The sequence below is a fragment of the Curtobacterium sp. VKM Ac-2884 genome (assembly GCF_015350945.1).
Lineage (GTDB): Bacteria > Actinomycetota > Actinomycetes > Actinomycetales > Microbacteriaceae > Curtobacterium.
Window position 1 is genome coordinate 13490 of the sequence record NZ_JADKSA010000002.1, and the last position, 24600, is coordinate 38089.

The 24600-nt window shown below is 65.0% G+C and carries 19 protein-coding genes and 1 pseudogene; 8 read left to right on the forward strand and 12 right to left on the reverse strand.

Annotated elements, in window-relative coordinates; all coding sequences use genetic code 11:
* Window positions 1–125: 125 nt before the first annotated feature.
* Together ITJ60_RS04400 and ITJ60_RS04405 are read right to left on the reverse strand one after the other, a co-directional pair.
* Entirely contained in the window at window positions 126–1217 is a 1092-nt protein-coding gene (locus ITJ60_RS04400; protein ID WP_194647105.1) for a tyrosine-type recombinase/integrase, read from the reverse strand.
* Between the two features lie 3 nt (window positions 1218–1220).
* Entirely contained in the window at window positions 1221–1448 is a 228-nt protein-coding gene (locus ITJ60_RS04405; RefSeq protein ID WP_194647106.1) for a helix-turn-helix transcriptional regulator, read from the reverse strand.
* A gap of 2652 nt (window positions 1449–4100) precedes the next feature.
* Here ITJ60_RS04405 and ITJ60_RS04410 point away from each other — a divergent pair.
* Together ITJ60_RS04410 and ITJ60_RS04415 are read left to right on the forward strand one after the other, a co-directional pair.
* On the forward strand, window positions 4101–4754 hold the full coding sequence (locus ITJ60_RS04410) for a nuclease-related domain-containing protein (protein ID WP_228509862.1): 654 nt from the start codon (window positions 4101–4103) through the stop codon (window positions 4752–4754).
* Window positions 4755–4861: 107 nt separating this feature from the next.
* The gene (locus ITJ60_RS04415; RefSeq protein ID WP_194647108.1) at window positions 4862–6061 is read left to right on the forward strand and encodes a Fic family protein; all 1200 of its coding nucleotides are present in this window, start codon (window positions 4862–4864) and stop codon (window positions 6059–6061) included.
* A gap of 6 nt (window positions 6062–6067) precedes the next feature.
* Here the strand turns inward: ITJ60_RS04415 and ITJ60_RS04420 are convergent, their stop codons facing one another.
* Both ITJ60_RS04420 and ITJ60_RS04425 read right to left on the reverse strand, forming a co-directional pair.
* Window positions 6068–6244, reverse strand: coding sequence for a hypothetical protein (locus ITJ60_RS04420; protein ID WP_194647109.1), 177 nt, complete (start codon window positions 6242–6244; stop codon window positions 6068–6070).
* Window positions 6245–6257: 13 nt separating this feature from the next.
* Window positions 6258–6863 carry a hypothetical protein gene (locus ITJ60_RS04425; protein ID WP_194647110.1) on the reverse strand — a complete coding sequence of 202 codons (606 nt, stop codon included), beginning with the start codon at window positions 6861–6863 and terminating at the stop codon, window positions 6258–6260.
* Between the two features lie 900 nt (window positions 6864–7763).
* Between ITJ60_RS04425 and ITJ60_RS04430 the strand changes: the two genes are divergently transcribed.
* A complete protein-coding gene (locus ITJ60_RS04430; protein ID WP_194647111.1) occupies window positions 7764–8468 on the forward strand; it encodes a hypothetical protein in 705 nt (234 codons plus the stop codon).
* 992 nt (window positions 8469–9460) lie between these two features.
* Here the strand turns inward: ITJ60_RS04430 and ITJ60_RS04435 are convergent.
* Window positions 9461–10033 (reverse strand): GntR family transcriptional regulator, encoded by a 573-nt coding sequence (locus tag ITJ60_RS04435; protein ID WP_194647112.1) that lies wholly within the window; start codon window positions 10031–10033, stop codon window positions 9461–9463.
* Between the two features lie 308 nt (window positions 10034–10341).
* A complete protein-coding gene (locus ITJ60_RS04440) occupies window positions 10342–10989 on the reverse strand; it encodes a GntR family transcriptional regulator (protein WP_194647113.1) in 648 nt (215 codons plus the stop codon).
* A gap of 663 nt (window positions 10990–11652) precedes the next feature.
* On the opposite strand from ITJ60_RS04440, the gene ITJ60_RS04445 reads away from it, so the two are divergent.
* The 4 genes from ITJ60_RS04445 (at window position 11653) to ITJ60_RS04460 (ending at window position 17191) form a co-directional block, all read left to right on the forward strand.
* Entirely contained in the window at window positions 11653–15186 is a 3534-nt protein-coding gene (locus ITJ60_RS04445; protein WP_194647114.1) for an Ig-like domain-containing protein, read from the forward strand.
* A gap of 92 nt (window positions 15187–15278) precedes the next feature.
* Entirely contained in the window at window positions 15279–15743 is a 465-nt protein-coding gene (locus ITJ60_RS04450) for a DUF3060 domain-containing protein (protein ID WP_123310965.1), read from the forward strand.
* 123 nt (window positions 15744–15866) lie between these two features.
* A complete protein-coding gene (locus ITJ60_RS04455) occupies window positions 15867–16121 on the forward strand; it encodes an Ig-like domain-containing protein (protein ID WP_194647115.1) in 255 nt (84 codons plus the stop codon).
* Between the two features lie 71 nt (window positions 16122–16192).
* Window positions 16193–17191 carry an LCP family protein gene (locus tag ITJ60_RS04460; protein WP_194647116.1) on the forward strand — a complete coding sequence of 333 codons (999 nt, stop codon included), beginning with the start codon at window positions 16193–16195 and terminating at the stop codon, window positions 17189–17191.
* Window positions 17192–17431: 240 nt separating this feature from the next.
* Here the strand turns inward: ITJ60_RS04460 and ITJ60_RS04465 are convergent, their stop codons facing one another.
* The 6 genes and pseudogenes from ITJ60_RS04465 to ITJ60_RS04490 all read right to left on the reverse strand — a co-directional run.
* Window positions 17432–18106: a NeuD/PglB/VioB family sugar acetyltransferase gene (locus tag ITJ60_RS04465; protein ID WP_323749099.1), complete on the reverse strand. Its 675-nt coding sequence runs from the start codon at window positions 18104–18106 to the stop codon at window positions 17432–17434.
* The gene (locus tag ITJ60_RS04470) at window positions 18103–18780 is read right to left on the reverse strand and encodes a sugar transferase (RefSeq protein ID WP_323749100.1); all 678 of its coding nucleotides are present in this window, start codon (window positions 18778–18780) and stop codon (window positions 18103–18105) included. The genes ITJ60_RS04465 and ITJ60_RS04470 overlap by 4 nt, the downstream gene beginning before the upstream one ends.
* Window positions 18767–19906 (reverse strand): DegT/DnrJ/EryC1/StrS family aminotransferase, encoded by a 1140-nt coding sequence (locus ITJ60_RS04475; RefSeq protein ID WP_323749101.1) that lies wholly within the window; start codon window positions 19904–19906, stop codon window positions 18767–18769. The genes ITJ60_RS04470 and ITJ60_RS04475 overlap by 14 nt, the downstream gene beginning before the upstream one ends.
* Window positions 19907–20025: 119 nt before the next feature.
* Window positions 20026–21219, reverse strand: a complete 1194-nt coding sequence (locus tag ITJ60_RS04480) for a glycosyltransferase (protein WP_194647119.1) — start codon at window positions 21217–21219, stop codon at window positions 20026–20028.
* A gap of 36 nt (window positions 21220–21255) precedes the next feature.
* On the reverse strand, window positions 21256–22044 hold the full coding sequence (locus ITJ60_RS04485) for a glycosyltransferase (RefSeq protein WP_194647120.1): 789 nt from the start codon (window positions 22042–22044) through the stop codon (window positions 21256–21258).
* Window positions 22041–23075 (reverse strand): annotated as a pseudogene (locus tag ITJ60_RS04490) (UDP-N-acetylglucosamine 4,6-dehydratase family protein); the annotation flags it as partial. The pseudogene ITJ60_RS04490 and the gene ITJ60_RS04485, both read right to left, overlap by 4 nt.
* Window positions 23076–23181: 106 nt before the next feature.
* Here ITJ60_RS04490 and ITJ60_RS04495 point away from each other — a divergent pair.
* Complete coding sequence (locus ITJ60_RS04495; protein WP_194647122.1) at window positions 23182–24540, forward strand: hypothetical protein; 1359 nt, start codon at window positions 23182–23184, stop codon at window positions 24538–24540.
* The last annotated feature ends 60 nt before the right edge of the window (window positions 24541–24600 follow it).

The window sequence follows — 24600 nt, forward strand, 5'->3', positions numbered from 1 at the left end:
CCAATATTCATTCCGGCAGGGTCGACGATACGAGACGCGGCCGCGCGGCCACCCAACTCTCGAGACGAAGGCGGCAGCGGCCAGTGGCCGTGGTCACAGCCGCTGGCCGCTGGCAGCCCCCATCGTTATAGCTGCTCCGCTCGTTGCCGGCTCAGCGCGGACGTGACGTTATCGAGGTCGTCCGGAAACAACGCTGCGTAGGTGTCGAGCGTCACCTTGGCGGACTTGTGGCCCAGCATTCGCTGGATCACCTTGACGTTGGCCCCGGCGCTGATCGCGAGGGACGCCGCGGTATGCCGGAGGTCGTGCGGCGTGATCCGACGGAAGCCTACGTCGGCCGCCATGGTCCTGCGTACCGCTTGCGCGAACCACCCCTGCCGGGAGTGCCCGGGTCGGAGGAAACCCCCAGCCGGTGACGACCAGAGGCGATCGTCGGGGTGCTTGTTGCGACAGGCGGCGGCAACAGCTGAGTCAAGGAAGTCGGGGTACGCGACGGAGCGTCGCTCATGCGACTTCACGCTGCCCAGGATGTGCTGCCCGTTCACCTCTGTCACTCCCTCGCGGATGTTGAGGCGCCGCCGGTCAAGGTCAACGTTCCGAACCCGCACGGCCGTCGCCTCACCCCACCGCAGGCCGGTGTAGGCGAGAAGCCGAACGAGATCGCCGTACCTCGCCTGTGTGGCGAGCGCCTCGGCCTGCCGATGCGTTAAAAACACCTCGTCAGGGATCGACTTCTTCTTCACGGCGAGTCCTCGCGCAGGATTCTTCACCACCCTGTTCTCTTCGACCGCCTCATCGAAAATGCCAGCGAGGAGGTCGCGCGCTCTGGCCACGGACGTGTGGGAGAGAGACTTACCGAGCTCGTTCAACCAAGCCTGAACATCCCGCTTGGTGACCCGCCCGACGGCGTAGTTACCCCACTTCGGTTCGACGTGCACGCGCCAGCAGCTCTCAACGGAGTGGAAGCTGCTCTGCGTGAGCTTGAATCGGTGCATCTCAAGCCACGCTCGCCCGAGCTCGCCAATCGAGACTCGCGCATCGGTCGGATCGACGTAGGAGCCCCGCAACTTCGACACCTCGACAGTGTTGAGATAGTTCAGGGCCTCGGTCTTCCTGCGGAAGCCGCGGTCGTGACCACGCGTCCCGTCAGGCTTCGTGTACCAGACCTCGTAGAGCTTGCCGCGAGTCTTTGTCTCATAGGACTTGACTGAACCCATGGCTCAGCGCAGTTCGTTGGCGGTGCTGGTGTACTCCTGCTCGAGAAGCCACGCCTCGACGGCTTCCTGCCGGTAGAGCGGAAATCGCCCGACGCGAACGAACCGTGGGCCTGCTCCTGTGATGCGCCATTGCCGCAAGTTGCGTGTCGTCACGTGGAGCCGAGCGGCGAGGGCGTCCGGGGTAAGCAGGTCGCTGGGCTTCGCGATCGGGGCGAGAGTGGACTGAGACATAGGTATTCCTCGAAAGTCGACGCTTTCGAGGAGGCCTTGATAGCCGAACCTGTTAACGGTTGCTTGGCGTACCCACTCGTCGAACCTTCGGCGGCTCTGGTCCTTTTACCTCATTCAGACTTGCGCTTATTATACCCGATGCGACCGCCTCGGACAAACCCAGCCAAGCGGCACCCTCTTCGACAGCTTCCGGCCCGATGGGACCTGCATCCGGACTTCCCGCGTGAGCAGCGCCCCTCCGCACTGAGTCATCACGGAAGCTTCGAGCACGATCATTTGCAAAATGATTTCGCAGGTTCCTGCCGTGGTCCGCTGCACTGGGGGCGCTTGCTCGCAGGCCCCTCTCGCGGCACCGCCGCGTCGTGGCTGCCGACCTGGAAGGGCGGCTCACAGCCGATGTCCGAGACGGAGCGAAGCGGAGACGCGGCATCGGCGCGAGGCACCCGAGAGCGCCCCCACAGGGGCGCTGGAGGGCAAGGAGCGTAGCGACGCAGTAAGGGCCCTGAGGAGCGCCAGCGACGAAGGGTGAGGGGCGCCAGCGACGAAGGGTGAGGGGCACCCGGAGACCGAGCGCAGCGAGAGGGTCAGGGGGTCCCGAAGGACTGTCGGCCACGCCGACCGACGAACCAGTTTCTGACGAGCGCAGCGAGGAAGGAAACGCCGGTCGGCGTCAGTCCCCCTTATGCCCTTTTCTTCTGACCCGAGGATCCGGAGCTTCAGCGACGGATCGAGGTCACAACTGCTGTTGTGATCAGGGGAAAAGGATGGTCCCAGACCATCTGGTACCAGAGCGGAACCCGAAGGGCCCAACGGGCGGGCTGGTACCAGGAGCATCCTTTCCCCCTGGGAAGTCAGGGTTTGGCTGGTACCCCGGTTTTGGGCGGCTTGACGCCGGGGTACCAGACATGGAGCGCAGTGACGTCGGGGGTGGTGGAGCCTGCGGAACCAGACCCGTTTCAACCCTGACGCAGACGCGGGGACGCGGCTGCCTTTGGCCCACGGCAGCGCAGGTCGGAGCATCGCGGAGACCTCTCTGGTTGGCGAAGCCGAAGGCGCATCGGGGGTCGTGAGGAACGAGCGGCCACCGGGATCTCGCGCACCGCGGAGCGGTGATTCGAAGCTCTTCCTTTGCCCCGTCGGGCACGACTGTGGAGCGTCCGTGACACCACCGGACCCCGCACGAGCTCCATCGAAGTTCAGGCTGGTGCGAGGCTCGATCGCCGCTCGCCCGAGCTCTTTCGACGGCCGCTCGTGCACGATCCCGCCGCCGAGGCCCGTTACAAACAGGTCGCGGACCGGTCACAACCGACCGCTTCCCGCCCGAAATGACGTAAGTCTGTGACCGACCAGCGGACCGCGAGAGGTTTCAAGCAAGCCAAGCGGGTCATGGCGAGTGCCTCGCTCGCGAAGGGTTGATGTTGGACCGGAAAGAGGGCACCCCGCGGGCACCGCAAGGGCACGCAACGGTCGGCACGTGCGGACCGATCCCTCGCGTTGCACTCCGGACCACGTATTGGGCGGTGCGCGCCCGTAGAGGGACCAGTCTTGGACCGTCGAGCCAAGACTTTCGAGGGAGCGGTGATCGTCCGCCGACCTCAGTGCTGCATGCAGCAGGGAGGGGTTGAGGAGCCGACGACAGCCCAAGTATCGGAGCAGGTCGGCCTTCCACTCGTCTCGACGTAAGGCATTTGCGCGCCGAGGGCGGACGTACCGCGGATTCTGCGGCGAAAGCGCTACAGCCGTTCCGGGACCGTGCGGACGTTAAGCCCAGGTCAGCGGGCCAATTCACCTTCAATGGCCGAACGCGCGTACCACTTCGCGTACCGCGCTCATCCCGGTAGAAAACGCATGCTCATCAGCAGAAACAGCGAAACGTTCCGCTTGTACCGCCGATCTGGCTGAACTCTTATGCATGCGTGCGCGCATGCGCGCGTGTGTGGAGTTTCCCTGCGGAACTAGGTACAGGAGGTACATCGGTGCTTTCCTCTCTCCTACTTCCGTGAGAAAGAAGGGAAGTGGCCCCGCCATCCCTGTACCTCCGATGGAAAACCGAGCGGTCGATCGCCGGTACACCCTTCAGCGCGTGAGCCCGGAAACAGCCCCTGAGCTGCGGTTTTCCTCCGAGCCGATGTACCTCCGATTCTGGCAATCGGAGGTACATCGGCGGCAAACCGAGCGAAGAAACAGAACAAGTACACCTTGAGCGCGAGGAGCACCACCGTCATGCGCCCCCGACGGCCGTGAAGCCACTCCAGGACGCTGGGCGTCGTCGGTAGACACGAAACGGCGCCGTGATGCGCCACGTCACCCACTTCCGGGCCGTCACCTGGCCGGCAACGGCGATGGGACCTCCGAGCCTGAAGCCAGTTTCCGAGGCACGGGTCGAACACCGGACGACACTCGCAGACGGAATGCTCGGCGCCGCCGGTCACGAGGTCACGGACCCGGAGACTCGCTCGCTCGCTCGTCAGGTCGCCGCCGGAACGCTCTTCGCAGACGACGCGATTCCCGCCTGGAGGCGCTCGAGCACGACGACGGGCACGACGTCGTGCGGTAGGCGACGGACGGCCGGACTGCTTCTCGCGCGCAGCAGGCTCTCGCGCCTTGCACTGGGGCTCGCACCCGGGTGCCCGATCTGACTGGATGGATGCCATGGGGACGAACGACACCACCGGCGCCGGCGCATCCGCTCATCGCGAATACGACCGCCGACGGGCGCGCGACGAGGCGAAGATCCGCGAGACGTGGGGTGAGGGCCGCATCGGCACGATCGCCGTCGCGCTCTCGAGTGAGCGGCAGAGCACCGTCGCATGGAAGTCCGGGGCAGCCGGCGAGGCTGTCGTCGGCCGGGCGCTTGACGCGATCGCCTCCGAGGACATCGTCGTGCTGCACGACCGCCGCATCCCCAGGACGCGAGCGAACATCGACCACATCGTGATCACCCGCGCCGGCGTCTGGGTCATCGACGCGAAGCGATACCGCGGCAAGCGGCCCCGGCTGCAGGTCGAGGGCGGGCTGTTCCGGCCGCGCACCGAGAAGCTCATCGTCGGCGGGGACCGCACGAAGCTCGTCGACAGCGTCCTCCGCCAGGCCGCGCTCGTGCACGAAGTCGTCGGCCCGGTCAGCGTGCACGGCGCGCTCTGCTTCGTCGACGCGGACTGGCCGCTCTTCGGCGGCTCGTTCACCACCCGCGGCATCGAGGTCTGCTGGCCGAAGAAGCTCGCGAAGCAGCTTGCCTCGCTCGACGGTCAGGTCGACGTTACCGCGGTCGCGGCGACGATCGCAGCGCACTTCCCGCCCGCCTGATTCGACGCACCGCGAGCCGCGCCCCCATGGCGACAACCTCGCCACAATTGCCAAATTTTCCGAATACGTGACATCATCGACATAGCTATTGACGGGAAGGGTGCGCGATGACGAACTTGCCAGCACACACGACGCGCGTCGTCCCGTGGACGAGCACGAGCCGCCGCGGCACACGCGAGGACCGCATGCTCACCGAGGTGACCGTGTCCATCCCACCCCGCATCGCTGATCTCGACGTGCCCGTCATCGCCGAGCGCGACCTCGCCCGGGCACGCTACGAGGCCGCCGACCTCGAGCGCGTGGACGACGGCGTGCTCAGCCCCCTCGCCGGCTTCCTCATCCGCATGGAGTCGGTGGCCTCCAGCCGCATCGAGCACCTCGACGCATCGCCAGTCGCGTTCGCGCGCGCCATCGGCGGGTTGAAGGAGAACGCCTCCGCCATGTCGATGGTGGCCGCAGGCGCTGCGATCACGAAGCTCATCGACGCCTCCGGCACGACGATCACGCTCGACGAGATCCTCGCCGCACACCAGGCGCTCATGCAAGACGACCCGGACGTCGCCGAGCGCCCCTACGCCGGCCGCATCCGCGACGTGCAGAACTGGATCGGCGGTTCCCAGCACTCGCCCCGCGGCGCGCTCTACGTCCCGCCTCCGCCGGAGGAAGTCCCGGCGCTTCTGGACGACCTGCTCGCATTCACCAACCGCGACAACGTCGAGCCGGTCACCCAGGCCGCGATCGCGCACGCCCAGTTTGAGAGCATCCACCCGTTCACCGACGGCAACGGCCGCATCGGCCGCGCACTCATCGGCGCGATCCTGCGCCGCCGGGGCGTCACGCCACACACGGTGCTGCCGGTCGCCAGCGCCCTTGCCGCGGACACGACGCACTACTTCTCGCTCCTCGGCGCATACCGCACCGGTGACCTGGAGCCGATCGTCACTGACCTGGCGCTCTGCGTCGAAACGGCGGCCCGAGAGGCCCGCGGCACGGCACGCGCCTTCGCGCAGTACGAGGATGCCTGGCGCGAGCGGGCGTCCCCGCGCGCTGGCAGCGCCGCTGACCAGATCCTGCCGGTCCTGCTGTCGCTGCCGGTGTTCACCATCGAGCAGCTCGTCGAAGCGCTCAGGGACATCCCGGAGCGAAGCGTCTACCGCGGCGTGCAGGCCCTCGAGGAGGCCAGCGTCGTCGAAGCCGTCACCGAGCGAGTCCGCGGCCGCGCGTACGCGGCGATGGACGTGCTCGACGAGTTCGGGGATCTGGACACTCGCATCCGGGAGCGCATCACCAGGCTCCGCGGAGCCTGACGCTCGTCACGACGACCGCTGAACGTTCGCGCGCACGTCGTCGGCCTGCGCTTCGTCGAGCTCCCAGAGCCCGGTGTGCTCCGGGTAGCGCTCCCGCAGGTACTCGCGCACGACCCGCCCCGGACGAGACTCGTTCGTGTAGCCGAGCTCGGCTGCCAGCTCTCGCGGTCTGTACGTCGTCATCGGTTGCTCTCTCTCAGTCACGCCCGAGCAGCCGCCGAAGCCAGCCGAGGCGCGTAGTGGTCTCGGTACTTGCCTGGGGTGCCGGTGTCTCCCTCGCCGCTGGCACGGGCTGAGTCACGGGCGCCGGGAAGCCGATCGTGATGGTCAGTTCGCGCTCCGCCGGGTCCGGCATCGGCGTCATCGGCCAGTCCGACGGCTCGTAGTCGTCGGGCACGACGTACCCGCCGCAGTCGACGACCTCGCCGGCGGCGTTCACTGTGACGTGCTGCACGTACAGCGTCCCGTCGTCGAAGTCGTAGGGGCTGGGCCCGTCCGGGACGTAGGCCGTCTGTCCGCGAAGCCCCTTCGACCAGGAGAGCCGGCCGACGGTGCCTTCGTCCGACGTCGCCCACCAGTGGGTGCTTCGCCACTCGACGTGGAGCTCGTCGCCGACGCGGACGGATCCGATGTGCTCGGTGACCGTCGAGTGGTACAGGCTCGACAGCATCGGCGTCCCTCGGCCGGCGTAGACGCGCGACAGGAGCCCGGCAACACCGAAGCGGCGATCGCCGTTCTTGTGCGTCGAGCCGAGCTGCGGATGCCCGCCCGCTGCCGCCGGCGGTCCTGCCGTCTGCGCCATCACCCCTCCTCGTGCTCGCTGCTCAGGCTACGAGCCGATCAGGCCGAGAGCCACTGCGACGGCCAGCCCGCCACCGACGAGCACCGCCGTGAGCCCTCCGATGATCGCGGCCAGTCGTTGATCCCTGTTCATCCCCATGCGTCGAGCCTAGGAGCCGCGGGCACTCGACCGACCACCGCCGGAGCGATCGACGTCATCGACATCCGCAGACAGACGCAGCATCAGGTCACTTCAAGGGGTGCGACTCACACCGACGGTAATGGCACTTAACGCAACTTTTCGGCGCACGACCGACCGGTTCCGCGGCGGATCGCGCTACCGGAAATTTCCCAGCGAGCATCTTTTTCTCATAAACGAGCAGATTGCATCCGCGGCTTTGCCCGTGCGCTGTGGGAACCTCGCGGAACTCGTAGGGTCGTTAGCCTCACCGGCCGCCCACCGCGACAAGCACCTAGCTCGGGCCGACGCCACGACACAACCGAACGCTCTATAGGAGCGGACCGGAGGACAACGATGGTTCCAAATCCACCGCCGACAACCCCGAGCGCGAGCCCGGCTTCTCCTGCGTTCGGTGCAGTACGACGAAGGCCCCGGGGTGCCGCAAAGGGCAATCCAACGGTCTACGGCAGCGTGGCGCCGGCGGCCAAGGAGATCTTGGTCTCAACGGCGACGACACTCAAGGTCTCGCAAGCGCGAGTGATTGAAGACGTGCTTCTCGCTCTCGATCTAGATGAGGACGGCGTACCGACGGTGCTCAACCGAGCTCGATATGCATAGCGCGCCGAAGGCGCGCGCACACAGAGCGGACGCCGATGCCAGTCGACCCTGTGCAGCCCGGCCCGCTCGGGAGGATGATCGGGCAGCGGCACCTCAGCGCCGCAAGATCCATGGACGTCTTCGATGACGACGCGGCTCGATATTGCCAGAGCACGGGCGAGAGTAGCCCTCGCTCGACTGACCGGCGAGGTCCTGCCCGACGACGTTGCTGCAAGGGCAGCGATGGACATCTCGACCGCGCCTCGACTCACGCGAGCCGGGGATCCCTTCGTCGGCGTGGCGGGGGTGCACGCGAGAGGACGAGACTTCGGGACGCCGCGACCCGCGGTCCCCGATCTGCTGCTCGACCAAGCGGCACTCAGCGATGCAGCCCTAATCGAGTCGGGCATATTTACGGCATCGACGCTCGCAGCGGCGAAGGCGCGCGTTGCACGCGGTGAGCTCCACGAGCACATTCGGCAGAACTGGCAGCGTGCTCTCGACGAATCGCTGATCGAGCCTGCAGTGGCCGCGCGACTTGGGATCGGCCGGGCAAAGCTGCGATGGATGCTCGGCGTTGGCGACCTGTTCGCGTTCGTCGCTAACGCCGAACTTCACTATCCGACCTGGCAGTTCAGCAATGCCCCCGGCCATCCGGTGCTCCCACAGCTATCGAGACTCGTGGAGGCATTCCCCGAGGGGCTCAATCCGGCAAGCATCCTGGGGTTCATGACAACTCCGCACAGCAGCACTCGCGTCAACGGTCGCCCGGTCGCGCCGATCGAGTGGCTCGCAGCCGGGCAGGACGCGCAGCCCCTCGTGGACATCCTCGAGAGCTATCTCCTGTGACTGTCGACTCCACTGAGCATTCGGCGTAACTCTGACGGGTGCACTTACGTCGGCCGCATCGGAGTCGGGGATTGTGTGGCCTGCGTCCCTACACAGGAACGCTGCAAGCTACGTGCGTCGGTCCTTGCTGGACCGCGGGCATACGTCGAGGCGTATCCGTAGGGTTCTGCGCAGGACGGCGTCTCGATAATGGTGGAGCACGACGTGTTCCACCGGGGAACATGACTGCCATCCGGTGGCTACGGGGTTCGAGCCCCCGGCCTGACCCAGCGCCACCAAATGCCCCCAGGCTTCAAGCCCCGGCCTGACCCAGCGCCACCAAATGGCCCCAGGCTTCAAGCCCCGGCCTGACGCAGCGCCAACAGGTGGCCTCAGCCTCGAGTTCGCGATCGCGCAGCGGCGCTGGCCACCGTCGGTCGCCCTGACGTTCGCGAAGACCGATGCAGCAACAGGCTCGCGCGCCCAGGGGCGCCACCATTTGACCCCACCTCACAGTGATGCGTCGACCTCAAACGAGTCTCGCCGGCATGAGGCGCTCACCCACGTACGCGAAGGACTGCCCGCACCTCCTGCAAGGTCTCCAGCCGCGGCCGCATCAGCCACATCGTCCGCGACGCTCACAACGCGGCGCACTGACGCCGCTCCCTCGGCAGAACAGTCGGACGCACCTCGGCGCGGCCGACTGTTCTGGTTCGCGCCGATACGGCGCTCTTATGTCATTTTGGAGGGTGGGAGCTCCATGCGTGCCCCTCCGGTGCCTTACTTCGCCGCCAGCCCGGATCGAGTTCATCGGCAACGTGCCGCGCGCATCGCACGGGAAACTTCAGCGCAGCGTGAACCCGGTAGCGTCGGCCAGGCCAGCGCGAGGCACCGATCTCATGGGAGACGCGCGCGTGCAGCCCTGCTCGCGAGAAGCTGCTCAGTCAGCGCCTAGAAGAGGTCGGACGAGGCGAGCCGCCGCGGTGCCCCTTGGTCGATTTGGGCTAGAGCGGCTAGATCTTCGCGAGGGCTCCGGCCGTTGCACCTGCTGCATTCCAGTCGATACTCGCGTAAGCAGCTGGGGCGTGGAACTTCACCCGGCCACGCACTGCGGCCTCGGTTGCCGTGTAAAGCGGGTTGTTGAACCCGGCGATGAGCGCCGCGACAGCGTCCTGCAGTCCTCGGTACGCGTCGACGTCATGCGCGTCGATGCCCGTAGTTAGCGTGCTCGCGGCAGCAGACCCGGCTCTCCGTGCGTCAGCGGTCGCTTTGCCGGCGTGGTCGATAGCCCACTTGTGGAGCGCTGCCAGGAGCATGGCTGCCTGGTCGTGCTCCGGGCCGGAGAGGCTGGCGACTCGGGTGTATCGGTTTGCGGCCATCTCCACGAGGCCTTCGGACTGGAGCCGGGCGATCGCTTCCCGTACCGGAGTGCGCGAGACACCAAGCCAGCTCGTGAGCTCATCATCGTTCAGGCGCTCCCCTGCCTCGAGCGTGCCATTCTCGATCGCCTTGAGCATCTGCTCGTAGACGACGTCACGGAGAAGGCGGCGGGGACCTTGGATGGTCGAAGACTGGGGAACAGGCATGTCAAAACCGTATCCCGGACATCAGTCAATCGCGGAGGACATCACACAGGCGGGTTGGCGCCTTGCTAGCCGACGAGACCGCACGCCGGCGGCAGCCGCAGCCATCCACCGGGTTCGAAGCTCACTCGCAGGACGCGACCGCACCCCGTCTCCTGTCTCCCGTCTCCCGTCTCCCGTCTCCCGAAGGGAAAAGTTCTGCTGAAGTGATCGTGCGCACCTTCCTGGCTGAAGCAGCGCGCCCTCACCCGGACTAGCGTTTGAAATGCCAGCCGGTCACGTCATTGCACAACAGAGCAGCAAGTGATCCGCTAATGGCGGGGAAGCATATGCGCCGCCTCAATGGCAAGTTTGGCGGCGACGGCGTCGCTTGCGATGATTGCCGCCCGGAAATCAGTGAGATGTTCAATGAGGAGCTTTGCGGGAATAAGGTCACCGATCGTCTCGACACGGAGTTTATATGCGAGTCCGTCCATAACTTGCCTGCCCACTGTAACGAGCTGCCGATTCGAGCATCGGTCGAGCCACGCGTGGTAGGCGATATGAATAGTCGGGACGATGCTCGGAGTTCCTTGAATAGGCAAGGTTCGGAGGGACTCATCTAGACGGGCAATTGCAGATTTGCGCTGCGCTTCGGTCAGATTCGGTATTGCAAGGCGGACAGCCCCTCCCAGTATGATCCCCAAGGTGCGGTAGGCGTCTAGCACCTCCGCAGGATTGGGCTGCGCGACCCGCGTGTACCGATTTGGAGCCATCTCGATAAGGCCTTCGTTGGCCAGGGCGGAGATAGCCTCCCGGATTGGCGTGCGAGATACCCCGAGCCAACCGATCAGATCCTCGTCGTGGAGGCGTTCACCTGGTACTAGCGTACCCTCCAAGATTGCGTTGCGGATTTTGTCCTGGACCTCGTCGCGAATCAGCAAGCGGCTCGCTGGGGCACCAGAGTTGGGTACTGGCATAAAGAAGTCCTTTTGATCGTGGGAACACCCAGTGTTCCCCATAGGGACCACTCTGCACGTGCAGAGCAGGTTTCAGTTTCTCACTCTCGGACCGGGGGCCTCAGAGCGCCAGCACTCCTGCTGGCGGTGACACCCTCCCACGAGCTCGTCGGGGACGACGGTCAACCGGCCGAGGATTGCCACCCCTAGGCGTGGGTTTCGTTGCTGAACGCGAGCTCGGCAGCACACGGGATACCCCTCCCGGCCGAGTCTCCCGCTCTTGGAGTTCGGTCACCATGCTCTCAAAGTCGGCCATTGACCGGACCAGCCGGCCCGTCGATTAGACCAACGGCACGTCGTCCGCAGGCAGGTGCTCGAGGCAGCGGCGCATCCCAGGGCGCCGCTCAGCACCTTCGCCCCCCCACTGCCGGGTAGGAAGCGAGATGCATGCTTACTCGAGCTCGAAAGCTTTGCCCGACTCGCCGTTGCCTCGGCGACCAACAGCCACGGCCGCCAACGAATTTTGTCATATGTGACATGTCCAACGTGAGATTTAGTCCATGACTACTCGGGATTTGCTGATCTAAAATACCGAGTGGTAGTGTGTATCCGTAAGTTGCCGACGCACCGGCCTCCGCCTCATCCCGAGGCGGCTGGCGTCGTCGAAGCGATTGGATCTCATTGATGAAGAAGAAAAGAGCGCTCGCTCAAGCCAGTGCCGGAGCAGTTGCTGTCGCGACAGTTCTGGCCGGAGTGGCGATCGGCCCCGCGGCCGCTCACGCCGCCAGCACTGGGCCGCAGGCATTTGTCTCCTGGAAAGGGGGACCCTCGGGGCACGTTATGCAAGCGTTTAAGGAAAATACCGAGGTGGAAACCAGCGGCGCCGAGGCGGGTACCCTCACTCAGGTTCCCCAGCCGGGGCATTTGGGTCAAATTCGGCAGGGCGATCTTTGCCTCACTGGCGCAGATGCTGCAAGGGTGTTTCTCGTCGCGACCAAGTGCTCGGATGATGCAAACCAGGTTTGGCGTATTTCTCAAAACGGTACGCTTTACTACACGGTAAAAGGCGCGACCTATAATTATGGGATCGGTATCGCCGGAGCCGCAACCGCCAAGATGTACTTGGTTGCTGGCGAAGGCATGCGCGTACGCCCTCAGGGGTCGTTTGGCTACTTCCACGTGTCGACTACCGACAAAGACTTGGCCTCGCGGAGTGCAACGATCTCCGGCGGTGGCATGCCGGGCTCGTGGGTGAGCGTCGGAGACGGCTCCCAGGTGCAAGTCGCCGCGGACGGCACTTGGGCGGCGAAGGTTTCTAACCTGAAGCCGGGCATCAACAAGGTCGCCCTGGAGCATCACACCGGCAAGGATCTCACGGCAAGTATCTCGGTAACGGTCACCCTCAATGCGCCCCAGGGGATCCTTGCTTGGAAGGCTGACCCGCTGAATCACAACCTGCAAGAATTTGTTGCAGGCGCCACAGCCACGACCGCGAAGGGCAAGACCGGTATAGTCACCCAGGTCCCGCAGCCGGGGCACCCCGGTCAGGTGCGCCAGGGTGATCTCTGCCTGACAGGCACGGACGATTCGGCAAACACCTGGATCACTGCGACTGACTGCTCGGGCGGCGAAGACCAGCAGTGGGACACGACCTCGGAAGGCCGGCTCCTGTACGCAGGACCCGGCGTGAATAAGGGTTATGGCGTCGGCATCAATGGCTTCGACTCGCGCGCCGAGCTGCTTCTCTTGAAGGCAGGTTGGATGCAAGTAGTGGCAGACAGCTCGACGAATCTTTTCGCGCTGGATTCCCACGACGATGATCTTGCGAGTCGATCGGCGACGTTCAAGGGCCGGGGCGTGCCTAAAGCATCGATCACGCTCAACGGCGGCAACACGGTCCAGGTTGCCGGTGACGGAACCTGGTCTGCAAAAATCATGGGTCTCAAGCTCGGCACGAACGTGATCTCGATCGAGCAGATTGAATCCGACGGCATCCGCACCGCGAAGGCGGACTCAACGGTCAGTTTCGATCCGACCGAGATCAAGGCTGAAGCCATGTTCCCGACCGACATCGCGAAGGACCTGACGATCTCGGGTTCGGCGCATGCTGGCGCGAAGGTGGAGATCTACAACGCTGCCGGCAAGCTGGTCAAGACCGTTTCAGCGGATGCTGCGACGGGGAAGTTCTCGGCTGGTATCGCCGCGCCGAACGCCGGCGGGAAGCAGACATACACCATCAAGCAGGTCCTCCAAGGCGAAACCGCAGCAAAGACTTTGACGGTGACCGCGGACTACGGCAACGCTGTGAAGATCACCTCGCCGGAAGACAACGTCGAGCACGGCGGTGGGCAGCTGGTGTTCCGTGGAACGGGCGAGCCCGGTTCGACCGTTGACCTGCGCAAGCAGGGCAGCCAGAACATCGTTGCCTCCGGCACGGTCTCCAACTCCGGAACCTGGAGTGTTACGGTCGCGAACATCCCGGCGGCCGACGCTGTCTACAGCGTCACGCAGAGCTCAAAGGGCGCCAACACCACCACCTCCAACGTCACCCTGCTGTTGACGGCCACTGGTATCAAGGCTGAGGCCGCGTTCCCGACCGACATCGCGAAGGACCTGACGATCTCGGGTTCGGCGCATGCTGGCGCGAAGGTGGAGATCTACAACGCTGCCGGCAAGCTGGTCAAGACCGTTTCAGCGGATGCTGCGACGGGGAAGTTCTCGGCTGGTATCGCCGCGCCGAACGCCGGCGGGAAGCAGACATACACCATCAAGCAGGTCCTCCACGGTGAGACCGCTGCCGGTACCGTCACGGTGACCGCGGACTACGGCAACGCCGTGAAGATCACCTCGCCGGAGAACAACGTCGAGCACGGCGGTGGGCCGCTGGTGTTCCGTGGAACGGGCGAGCCCGGTTCGACCGTTGACCTGCGCAAGCAGGGCAGCCAGGACATCGTTGCCTCCGGCACGGTCTCCAAGTCGGGAACCTGGAGCTTCGCGGCGGCGAACATCCCCGCGGCCGACGCTGTCTACAGCGTCACGCAGAGCTCAAAGGGAGCCAACACCACCACCTCCAACGTCACCCTGATCTCGACGGTGCAGTACCAGCCCATCACGGTCACGGCCCCGGAGACGGGCTCGCAATTCGCACCGAACACCTCGGTGCTGTTCACCGGCAAGGGCACCCCTGGCGGTATCGTGACGCTCACTCCGACTAACGGTGCCGCTGCCGTGTCCACCACTGTGGATGATGACGGCAACTGGAGTATCAACCGATTCCTCGGCAACGGCCCCTACACCTTCGACGTCAAGCAGGTCGCGGCAGGCCAGACGAGCCAGGTCAACGGGATCGCTCTGACCCCGAAGTCGGCTGCGCCGATTGATCAGCCCTTCACCGTCACCAGCCCCGCCACGGGATCGTCCGCGGCGAGCAAGGCTGTCGCGTTCACCGGTACCGGCGCTGCGGGAACCACAGTGCGGATCCACACCACGAACTTCACCTCCGCGGACATCACCACCGTCGTGAAGAACGATGGCACCTGGTCAGTGAACAAGTGGATCGGCAACGGCCCCTACGTGATCGACATCACGCAGGAAGGACGTGTCACCGGCGAACTCCGCGGGCTGGAGATCAACCCCGTCATCGGTATCGACAAGCCCTTCGCTGTCATCTCCCCCACCGCAGGTGATGACATCCGCTCGAAGGTCCAGACCTTCACCGGCACCGGCCGCCACGGCGAGACGGTGACCCTGAAGGCCATCAGTCCCGCCGGCCTGGCCGAGGTGAGCGGCATTGTCAACACGGACGGCACCTGGAGCATCAACCGATACATCGGCGACGGCCCCTACGCGTTCGACATCATCCAGACCAAGGACGGCGTCGAGTCCGGAGCGGAACGCGACTTCCGTATCAACCAGCCCGCGAAGGATGACAGCCCCGCTGAGGGTAAGGATCAGCCCCTCGCGGTGACTGCTCCTGCCGATGGTGACACCTTCACCGCGAACACGCAGGTCGCCTTCACCGGCACCGGCAAGGTTGGCGCGACCATCACCGTCGCCCCGGCATCGGGCAGCGCAGTCACCACCACCGTGACCCGAGACGGTACCTGGAGCGTGAAGAAGTTCCTGGGCAACGGCCCGTACACCTTCACCGTCACCAGCACCCTCAACGACGCAACCGAAACGGTCCCCGGCAGCATCTCGCTGACCCCGGCCAAGTAACACCACCACCACCACCACTGGGCGGCGGCTCCCCCGGCCGCCGCCCAGTCCCCCTTCCACGCACGTCACATCCGAGTAGGAAGCACAGCCGCATGCGCACCCACACCCTCCCCATGGCCCTTGCGGGAGCCACCCTGATCGCAGTGGCCCTCACGGCTTGTAGCGGCACCACGCCTACGGACACCCAGTCCCCGAGCGGTGCGAAGAACTCGTCCCGCGCGAAGGCAGCAAGCCCCTCTCCCTCCTCGTCGGTTGGCGGTGTCGCGAATGAGACTGGCAAATGTGTCGACGGACAGGCAACCCCAACCGGGTCAAAGCAGACAATGACGATCGACGATTGCGACTTGATCGACGTCATGGGCTCGAACAACACGGTCAAGGCAGGGAATACCAAGCACCTCGTTGTCGAAGGCTCCGGCAATACCATCGTCGTTGCCTCAGCTACCGAAGTGACCACACTCGGCAAGAACAACACCGTCAAGTACCAGGGCGCTGAGCCTACTTTCAACGAGCGGTCATCTGGTAACAGTATCCAGCCAAAGGTCATCAAGAAGTAGCGGGCACCCACGTGATATCTGCGATCTGCGATTCACGCCCAGTTGCGCGCCGGAGCCCATTCGACGGAATCTCTCTCCAGATGCGGACGAATGGCCGCTGAGGGTAAGGATCAGCCCCTCGCAGTGACTGCTCCTGCCGATGGTGACACCTTCACCGCGAACACGCAGGTCGCCTTCACCGGCACCGGCAAGGTTGGCGCGACCATCACCGTCGCCCCGGCATCGGGCAGCGCAGTCACCACCACCGTGACCCGAGACGGTACCTGGAGCGTGAAGAAGTTCCTGGGCAACGGCCCGTACACCTTCACCGTCACCAGCACCCTCAACGACGCAACCGAAACGGTCCCCGGCAGCATCTCGCTGACCCCGGCCAAGTAACACCACCACCACCACTGGGCGGCGGCTCCCCCGGCCGCCGCCCAGTCCCCCTTCCACGCAGAGGAGCCGTCATGGCCGGTCATCGAGCGACACGGCGGCGCCGTCCTGTCCTGGTCGCAATCATCGCCATGGGCGGGACGCTGGTTGCTGTCGCGGTGGTGCTCGCGATGGTCGCAAGCAGCTTCGTCGGAGGGATCGCAAGGTCTTTTGAGACGCAGAGTGACACAATCGTCGACGCGTTTCCGGACGGCAAGCGTCCAGCGGCAACCGAGGACGCTCAGAACATTCTCCTGATCGGTTCGGATAGCCGCTCGGGCTCAGCCGATCCCGCAGATAACACGCCCGGAGGCCGGTCGGACACGTTGATGCTCGCCCACCTTCCAGCGGATCGGAAGACCGTGTACCTCATGTCGATCATGCGGGACTCGTGGGTCGAGATCCCTGGCCATGGTGAGGCAAAGATCAACGCAGCGTACAGCTGGGGCGGGGTCTCACTCACAGTGCAGACCGTGGAGCAACTACTGGACGTTCGCATCGATCACGTCGCCGAGATCGATTTCGCTGGCTTCAAGGGCATGACGGACGCTCTTGGCGGTGTCACCGTGCAGTCACCGAAGGCGTTCACAGCGCAGGGCCAGCACTTCTCCGCGGGGCCCAACCGTCTGCAGGGCGAAGCGGCGCTTGCTTTTGTGCGCGCACGGTCCCCCTTCGCCGACGCAGATCACACGCGGGTGCGGAATCAGCAGGCGTTCATGCGTGGTCTGGTCGAAGGGGCTCTATCTCGGGGCACGATCACCAACCCACGCCGCGTCCAGGACTTTGTGAGCGCGACAAGTGCGTACCTCTCTGTGGATCGTGAGCTGACCTTCCGCGCAATCGTCAGCCTGGGGTGGAGCCTGCGGCATGTGCGAGCGAGTGACCTCACCACGTTCACCATCCCCACAGCGGGAGGCGGAGTGTCCGCTGACGGCCAGTCCTATGTGGCCCTGAATAATCTTGACGTGCAGGAGCTCAGCAGCGCTTTGCGAAGCGACGACGTCGAAACCTGGGTGACGGCGAGCTCGAGGTAGCCAGCGCTTCACTCGAGCAGACCGCGTCCGACGGGTTCGGGGTTGCTCCATCGTGCACTGTTTCGCGCGCCTTCCTGGCGTCAGTCCGGGGTAGCACGACGGGTATCCCAGGTGATAGCGCACGATCCAGGCCGCTCTCATGGTCGCTGGCTTCGGGGCAGGGACGGATGCTGCGTGCCACCGTCGAGAACGCCGTCGGTGGAGTCTCCGGGTTTGGCCGTCGTCTCGTGCTGCTTCAGCTCAGCGCGCGGGCACGCCCTTGACGACGGCGCCTGGGTCGACATCGCGTGTGACGCATGCCGCTGCTCCAACGGTGGAGTTCGAGCGGAGGATGATGCCCTGCAGGATTGTCGCTCCCGCGCCGACCAGCACGCCCGTCTCGATCGACACCGATCCTGATACGACCGCTGCGGGGTTGATCGAGACAGACGGTGCGGTCACCGTGTCGTGTCCGAGGATCGCACCAGCACCGACATGGGTGTGTGCGCCGAGTTGCACATTGGTCGAAATATGCACTCCAGCGCAGATGACAACGCCAGCTGCGAGTTTGACCTGAGACCCGATAGTCGCGGAGGGATGAACGGCGGTCGCGGCCTGACGGCCGGCAAGGGGTGCTGAGGCCACGAGGCGTTGGCGGACATCAGGGGCACCGACTGCCAGCACGTATTGCACCTCCGGTGGTGCCGTTGCTGACCACTCTCGAAGCGTACCGAGGTAGCGCACTCGGCGTGCCGCGAGTCGGTCGAGGTCGATCGCGCGAGGGGCGTCGTCGACAACACCGAGCACAGTCGGCGCGGACGGATCCGCATCGAGCACGTCGAGGGTCTCCCGTCCGAACCCGCCTGCACCAACAACAACAACGTGCTCGACCGAGCGGTGCTGGTCCTTCGATGTGAGGGGTGAACGGTGAATCACGTGTTGGCGTTTGTCAGTGGGTCGCCGGCATGGTGCACCAGGCGTGACTGCGCGGCGGCGGTTCGATGCATGATGAGGGACTCGCATGTTGCCTGACCGACTGCAGAGATGCCACTTCGACGAATGACGACCGCAACGGTGCGAGCGACCACATGCAGGTCAGTGTGAAAACCGACCGTATCGACGTACTCAACGTCCCAGCGCAGTCGGTCGTCCCATGACGCGAGGTTCCGGCCGCGCACTTGGGCAAGGCCGGTGATGCCAGGCCGGACCGCATGCCGGCGAGCCTCTGTTGGTGAGTAGTGCTGGAGATACGCAATGGGGAGCGGCCGCGGGCCGACGATGCTCATCTCGCCTCGGAGCACGTTCACGAGCCCCGGGAGTTCATCGAGGCTTGTCGATCGAAGGAATTTGCCGAAGCGGGTGAGCCGCTGCTCGTCCGTCACCAACCCCTTCTCGAGTGCAGGATCGAGCATCGTTCGGAACTTCAGGATGCTGAAGGTGCGTCCGCCAAGTCCCGCGCGCTCCTGGCGGAAGAGCACGGGCCGGCCGAGCGCGACTAAGACAGCGAGCGCGATCGCTGCAATGAGGGGCGCGAACATCACGAGAGCGATGCTGGCAGCGACGACATCGACGGCCCGTTTCGCGCGAGGTCCGGGATTAGGCGTCGTCACGGTGCCTCCTAAGAGAGGTGCTGAGTGAAGCGCAGACATGATTGAGCTGGTCGGAGGTCATACCGGAGCCGCTCGGGAGCGAGAGTCCGCAGGCAAAGAGGGTGTCCGCGACGCCCGAGACGAAGGCGCGGTCATCGGCGAAGACCGGCTGCCGGTGCATCGGGTTCCAGAGCAGCCGCGCTTCGATGCCGTCAGCGTTGAGGTCGGCAAGGATGTGCCGCACGTTGTGGTCGGAACGCGGATCCACCACGATAGAGGTGAGCCAGCAGTTGTCCTCGAGGTCGTCGGCGCCGCCAAGAATCTCGACGCCGGGGAACAAGCTGATGAGTTCGCGGTAGCGGTCACGGGTTCTTCGGCGACGGGCGATCATGCTGTCGAGTCGGGCAAGCTGGCTCCGGCCGAGCGCGGCGAGCACGTTACTGAGGCGGTAGTTGTACCCAATCTCGGCATGCTCGTAGTGCGGCACAGGGAGTCGGGCTTGCGTTGCGAGCTGGCGGATCTTGGACGCGGCTGCCGCGTCGTCGGTGAGCACCATGCCACCGCCCGATGTGGTCATGATCTTGTTGCCGTTGAACGAGAACGCGGCGGCGAAGCCGAATGATCCGACGGCGCGTCCCCGGTACGAGGCGCCTGCTGCCTCCGCGCTATCGGCCACTACCGGAACACCATATCGGTCGGCCACCGCAAGAACCGCAGCGTAGTCAACGCTCTTGCCGTAAATGTCGACCGGCATCACCGCGGCGACGACGACACCGTCCGCGCGGAGCTCGGACAACGCGCGGTCGAGCAGCATCGGGTCAATGTTGCCGGTATGCGGATCAACATCGACGAAAACAGGGCGAGCACCGGTGTAGGTGATCGCATTCGCCGTTGCGGCGAACGTGAAGGTCGATGTCACGACGACGGTTCCAGAGCGGACGCCTGCCGCGATGAGGCCAAGGTGCAAGGCTGCGGTACCTGATGCGACCGCGACTGCATGGCGGACTCCAACGCGCGAGGCCATCTCTGACTCGAACGCGTTCAGTTCAGGGCCCACTGGAGCAACCCAAGCCGAGGCCATCGCCCGCGCAACAGCCGATCGGTCGGCGATGGAGATGTCTGGGGCGGAGAGGTGGACCCGGTTCACCGGACTCCAATCAACAGGACGCTAAACACGTCAGTACAGAATATATTTACCTCTACCCTATAACATCCGTACGGCGATGGACAGCCCTGATGCGCGTGAGTCCCCGTGACGTACTTGGCCTACGGCCGGGCGATGCGTGTTCGAACGGCACGGTGGAGTGCGACATAGAAGTGGCGATAGCGACGGCGCACCGCGTCCTGCGTGAAGGCGCGAGAGATCATTGCGGACGCCTCAGTAGTGAGCGCGGAGCGCAGCGGTTCGTCTGTGAGGGCTCGTTCGAGCTGGGATGCCAGCCCTGCGACGTCGCCGATTTCGACGAGAAGTCCGGTGCGCTCGTGAGTTACGACATCGACAATCCCCGTTGCGCGAGTAGCGACGACGGGGATGCCGGTGGCCATCGCTTCGAGCAGCACGGTGCCGAGCCCTTCTCGGTGGGAGGGCAGGCAAAGTACATCGATTGCTGCGATGTACTCAGCCGGGTCGGGGACGGCGCCGGTGCGGTGGACCCAGCGCATGGCGAGGAGTGCTTGTGTGCGTTCGGGGAGCGCACCAAGGCCTTCATCTGGGCCCACGAGGACAAGCTCCGTGTTGGCTCCGCAGTGCCGCAGCCGGGCGACGGCGTCGACGAGTTCGACGATCCCCTTGTCGGCGTTGAGGCGGCCCACAAATCCGATTAAGGGAGCCGACTGGTCTACGTCGAGCTCGATACGACGCCGCGCACGGACAATCTCGTCCGCTCCGAGGCGCGCACGACGACGTTGATCGACGCCAACAAACGCGCCGGGGCCAAGCACGCGCATCCGGCTGACGGGGATCCCGAGCTCGCTCGATCGAGCGCGAAGGCTTGGGCTGACGGCGACGGTCACCGTGGAGATGCGTGCCACCAGCCGTTCGAGCAGTACCAGGGTTCGTCGGGCAAGCCCTTGGGTGGTTTCCAGGCGAAGGCCGTGCAAGATCTGCACGCGTCCGGGTGTCATCGTGAGCGTTGCCGCGAGTGCGGTGAGCAGCGCGGCCTTCGGGGTGCCGTAGATCACGAGGGATGGTCGAACGCGGATCAGCAGCCTGAACGTGGCGACGAGCGCGTGAAGATCTCGCAGTATGGATGGGTCGCGAACGACCGGCAGAGCATGCGCGTGAACACCTTCGCGCCTTGCGACGCGTTCGAGACGTCCTGTGTCGGCGGATGCGATCGTGACGGGTGCCAGTTCCGGAACCGTGGCCAGATCCTGCAGGGCACCGTTCATGAGGATGTCGAGGCTGATGTCCGAAGTCGTGACAATGAGCGTGCCGCGGCGAGGGCGACGAAGCAGCATGAAGTCTGGTGCCCTTCTGTTCAGGGTTGGAGTGGCTTATCGGGCGGTGAGGTACCGCGGCCTCCGGAGACGGGCATGTCGAAGCAGCTGTGCCACCGTCCACAGCATGTTCTCGGCGTGCTGGCTCGCTGCGGAGCGGCCGAGGGAGCGAGCGAGCCGACTTCGTGACGCCAAGACACACCGTGCTGCTGGGCCGATCGGACTCGTTACCCTGCTGTGCATTCCGTCGTGAACGCGGTACGCGACCAGCACGTCGGGTATGTTCGCGATCTGACCAACGCGGGCGATTCTCAACCAGAGGTCGTAGTCCTGCATCCGGTTGCACCGCTCGTCGTAGCCGCCCACGAGTTCCAGCGCGCCGCGCCGGATCATCACGCTGGAGTGCACGAACGCGTTGCGCCGTAGGAGCGCGGCGGGGATCGCGGCGGTCGGCACCTCAACAAGCCCGGTGGGGGTCCCAGACGAATCGATGACTGCGGCGTAGGAGCCGAGCAAGACAAGATCGGGCCGGCTTCGAAACTCAGCAACTTGGCGCTCAAGCCGTTCAGGGGACGCCACATCGTCAGCATCGAGCCGCGCAATGAAGGGCGCTTGGGCAGCAGCGACTCCGGAGTTAAGTGCTGCTGGCGTCCCACGGCGGACAGCGTGTTGAACGACGGTGATGCGACTGTCATCGGGGATGACGTGGTCGATGTCAGCGATGCCATCGAGTACGACGACGATCTCGATGTCACGCAGTGTCTGCGTGAGGATCGATTCGAGAGCCTGCTGGAAATGTTCGTTGAGCCAGACGGTGGGGATGACGACCGAGACCGTCGGGGTCACGATGCCACTGGATAGTGCTCGGCCTGTGCGGACGCGGTAGCCGTCGCAGCCGCGTCGTATCGCCACTCACGGTCTGCTGTGGTGGGGTCCAGTGGAGGCACAATTGCGTGAGACACCCGCGGGTGTACTGGTCGGTGCGCACGCTCGCCAGTTCCGATCAGCTCTTCGTGAAGCTTCTCCCCGGCGCGGAGCCCGGTGAAGACAATTTCGACATCGCGTCCGGAGCGCTCGATCATCTGCCGCGCCACGTCAAGGATTCGAACCGGCTCTCCCATGTCAAGGATGAGCACCTCGCCGGCACGGCCGAAGGCGCCTGCCTGAATCACCAGCTGGCACGCCTCTGCGATCGACATGAAGTAGCGAGTTGCGTCCGGGTGGGTGACCGTGAGGGGCTTGCCTTGCTCGAGCAGGCTCGCGAAGAGCGGGAGCATCGAGCCCCGACTTCCCAGCACGTTGCCAAAGCGCACCGACACGTAGCCCTTGCCCGTGGTTGCGCCGAACCACGCTGTGAGGCGTTCAGCGAGTCGTTTCGAGTGGCCCAAGACGCTGGTCGGATTCGCGGCCTTGTCGGTCGAGATGTTCACAAACGTGTCGACGTCGACGAGCTGGGATGCCCGAAGCACGTTGAGCGTCCCGAGAACGTTGGTCTTCCACGCTTCACGGGGGTACTGCTCAAGCATCGGGAGATGCTTCAGCGCGCCCGCGTGGAAGACGACGTCGGGGCGCCGCTCGAGGAAGATCTCGACGATTGCGTCAGCGTCGCGGATGTCGGCGAGGACGACCTCGCGCGTGTCGAGCAGGCCGTGCCCGGAGATCGCGAGCTGCGCCTGCTGCAGGGCGGTTTCATCTCGATCCACAGCGATCAGTTCCGCGGGCTCGAACCGCATGATCTGCCGGCACAGTTCACTACCGATCGACCCGCCAGCGCCCGTAACCAGGACACGGCGCCCACGAAGCGCCTTCGCGCCCAGGACCTCGAACTCGGGCCCGACATCGCGCGGCCCCAGAAGCTCCGCGGGATCGATCGGCCTCGCAGCGCCACACGAACAAGCAGTGGCGGGGGCTTCAAGCTGGATGGCGAACACAACGACTCCTAACGTTGACATGGTTACACACATGCGTCAACGATTATGAGTATTGCATATCAGCCAGGTTTATGCCTACTCTACTGGTCTGCTCGCCCTCGACCCGGAAGCTCTCTCGATGTCAACCACCCTTGCCCGCACCCGTGCCACCGCGGCGCGCACAGTGCATCTGCTCGCGGTGACGGCCCCGAGCATCGGCGGTCGTGGCGGACAGTTCCTCATGCTCACGCTGTTGGCGACCTTTGTGACGCCGGCGCAGTACGGCCACTTCGTCGTGCTGCAATCGCTCGTGGTCGGGACCGCAAGCATCCTCGGATCCACAAGCGCTGTGACGGTCAACGCCGCGACCTCGCGGGTTCCCGGCGCGCAAGACATTCCTGTGCTGGTCATGGTCCCCGTGATGCTGCGTGGACGGCTTCGGGTACTCACAATCGGCGCCATCTGCGCCAGTGTGATCGTTCCTGCCGGAGTTGTACTCGTGACGGGGGTGTGGCCAACTGCGACGGAGCTCGTAGGCCTCGCGGCCCTCGGGCTCGGTAGCGGTGCGCTGCCGGTCGGCGATGCCGTCGTCGCGGTAGTCGCTGGCAGTGGCCGGTATTTCGGCGCGTCCGTCATCGATGCCACCCGCGCACTCGTCGGAGCGGCTGCAGCCTTCTCCGGGGTAGTGCTGTTCGGACCCATCGGAGGGGGTTTCGGCTTGATCCTCGCCGATCTCGCCCTCCTAGCGGTCATAGCGGCCGCCGCCGTCGCGGCAGGACGGTGGGGACCACCCGTTGACATCAGTGTCGCTCCCCCGCGCGAAGGCATGGTGGCGGGCATCATCGCCAACATCACAGGTCAAGCCGGCGCGTGGATACTGCTCTTCGGAATTCAGCTCGTTGGCGGGCCAGGGGCGCTCGGGGTCTACGGTCTCGCGAACCGGTTCGCTTCGGTCATCACCCTGGCGCCGGTGTACTTCGGCAAGACGGTCATCGGCCAGCTTCGCGAAGACGCCCCAGCTGATCGCCGGTGGAGTTCCAAGGGATTCCTGATCATGCTCGCCGGAGTGTCTGTCGTCGCGGCAGCTCTGGCATTCACTGTTCTGGTCCTCGGGTTCCCGAACCTCATTCATGCGTACCCCGGGCTCCTTCCCGTCACCGTAACGATGCTTGCCGCGACGGTTCTCCGAGCTCTCCTCATTGGTATCGGCTACATCTGCGTCGCACGGCGCCGCTGGCGTACCTGGGTCGTGGCAGATGTTGTGTCGCTCATTGTCACGGCCGCGGGCGTCGGCATCGTGTGGGGCACCGGAGGGGGGCTGATCGGCATGGTCCTCGTGTTCGCGTTTGGAAACGCCGCCGGGGTCACCGTGCGGCTCATCGGTGGGCGAAGACGACCCGTCAACTTCGCCTGCACCGGCATGCCGCGATGAGCAGATCTACCGGGGGCAACGACCGAGCGGACCCAATCGACGCGAGCCGTCGGACGCTCA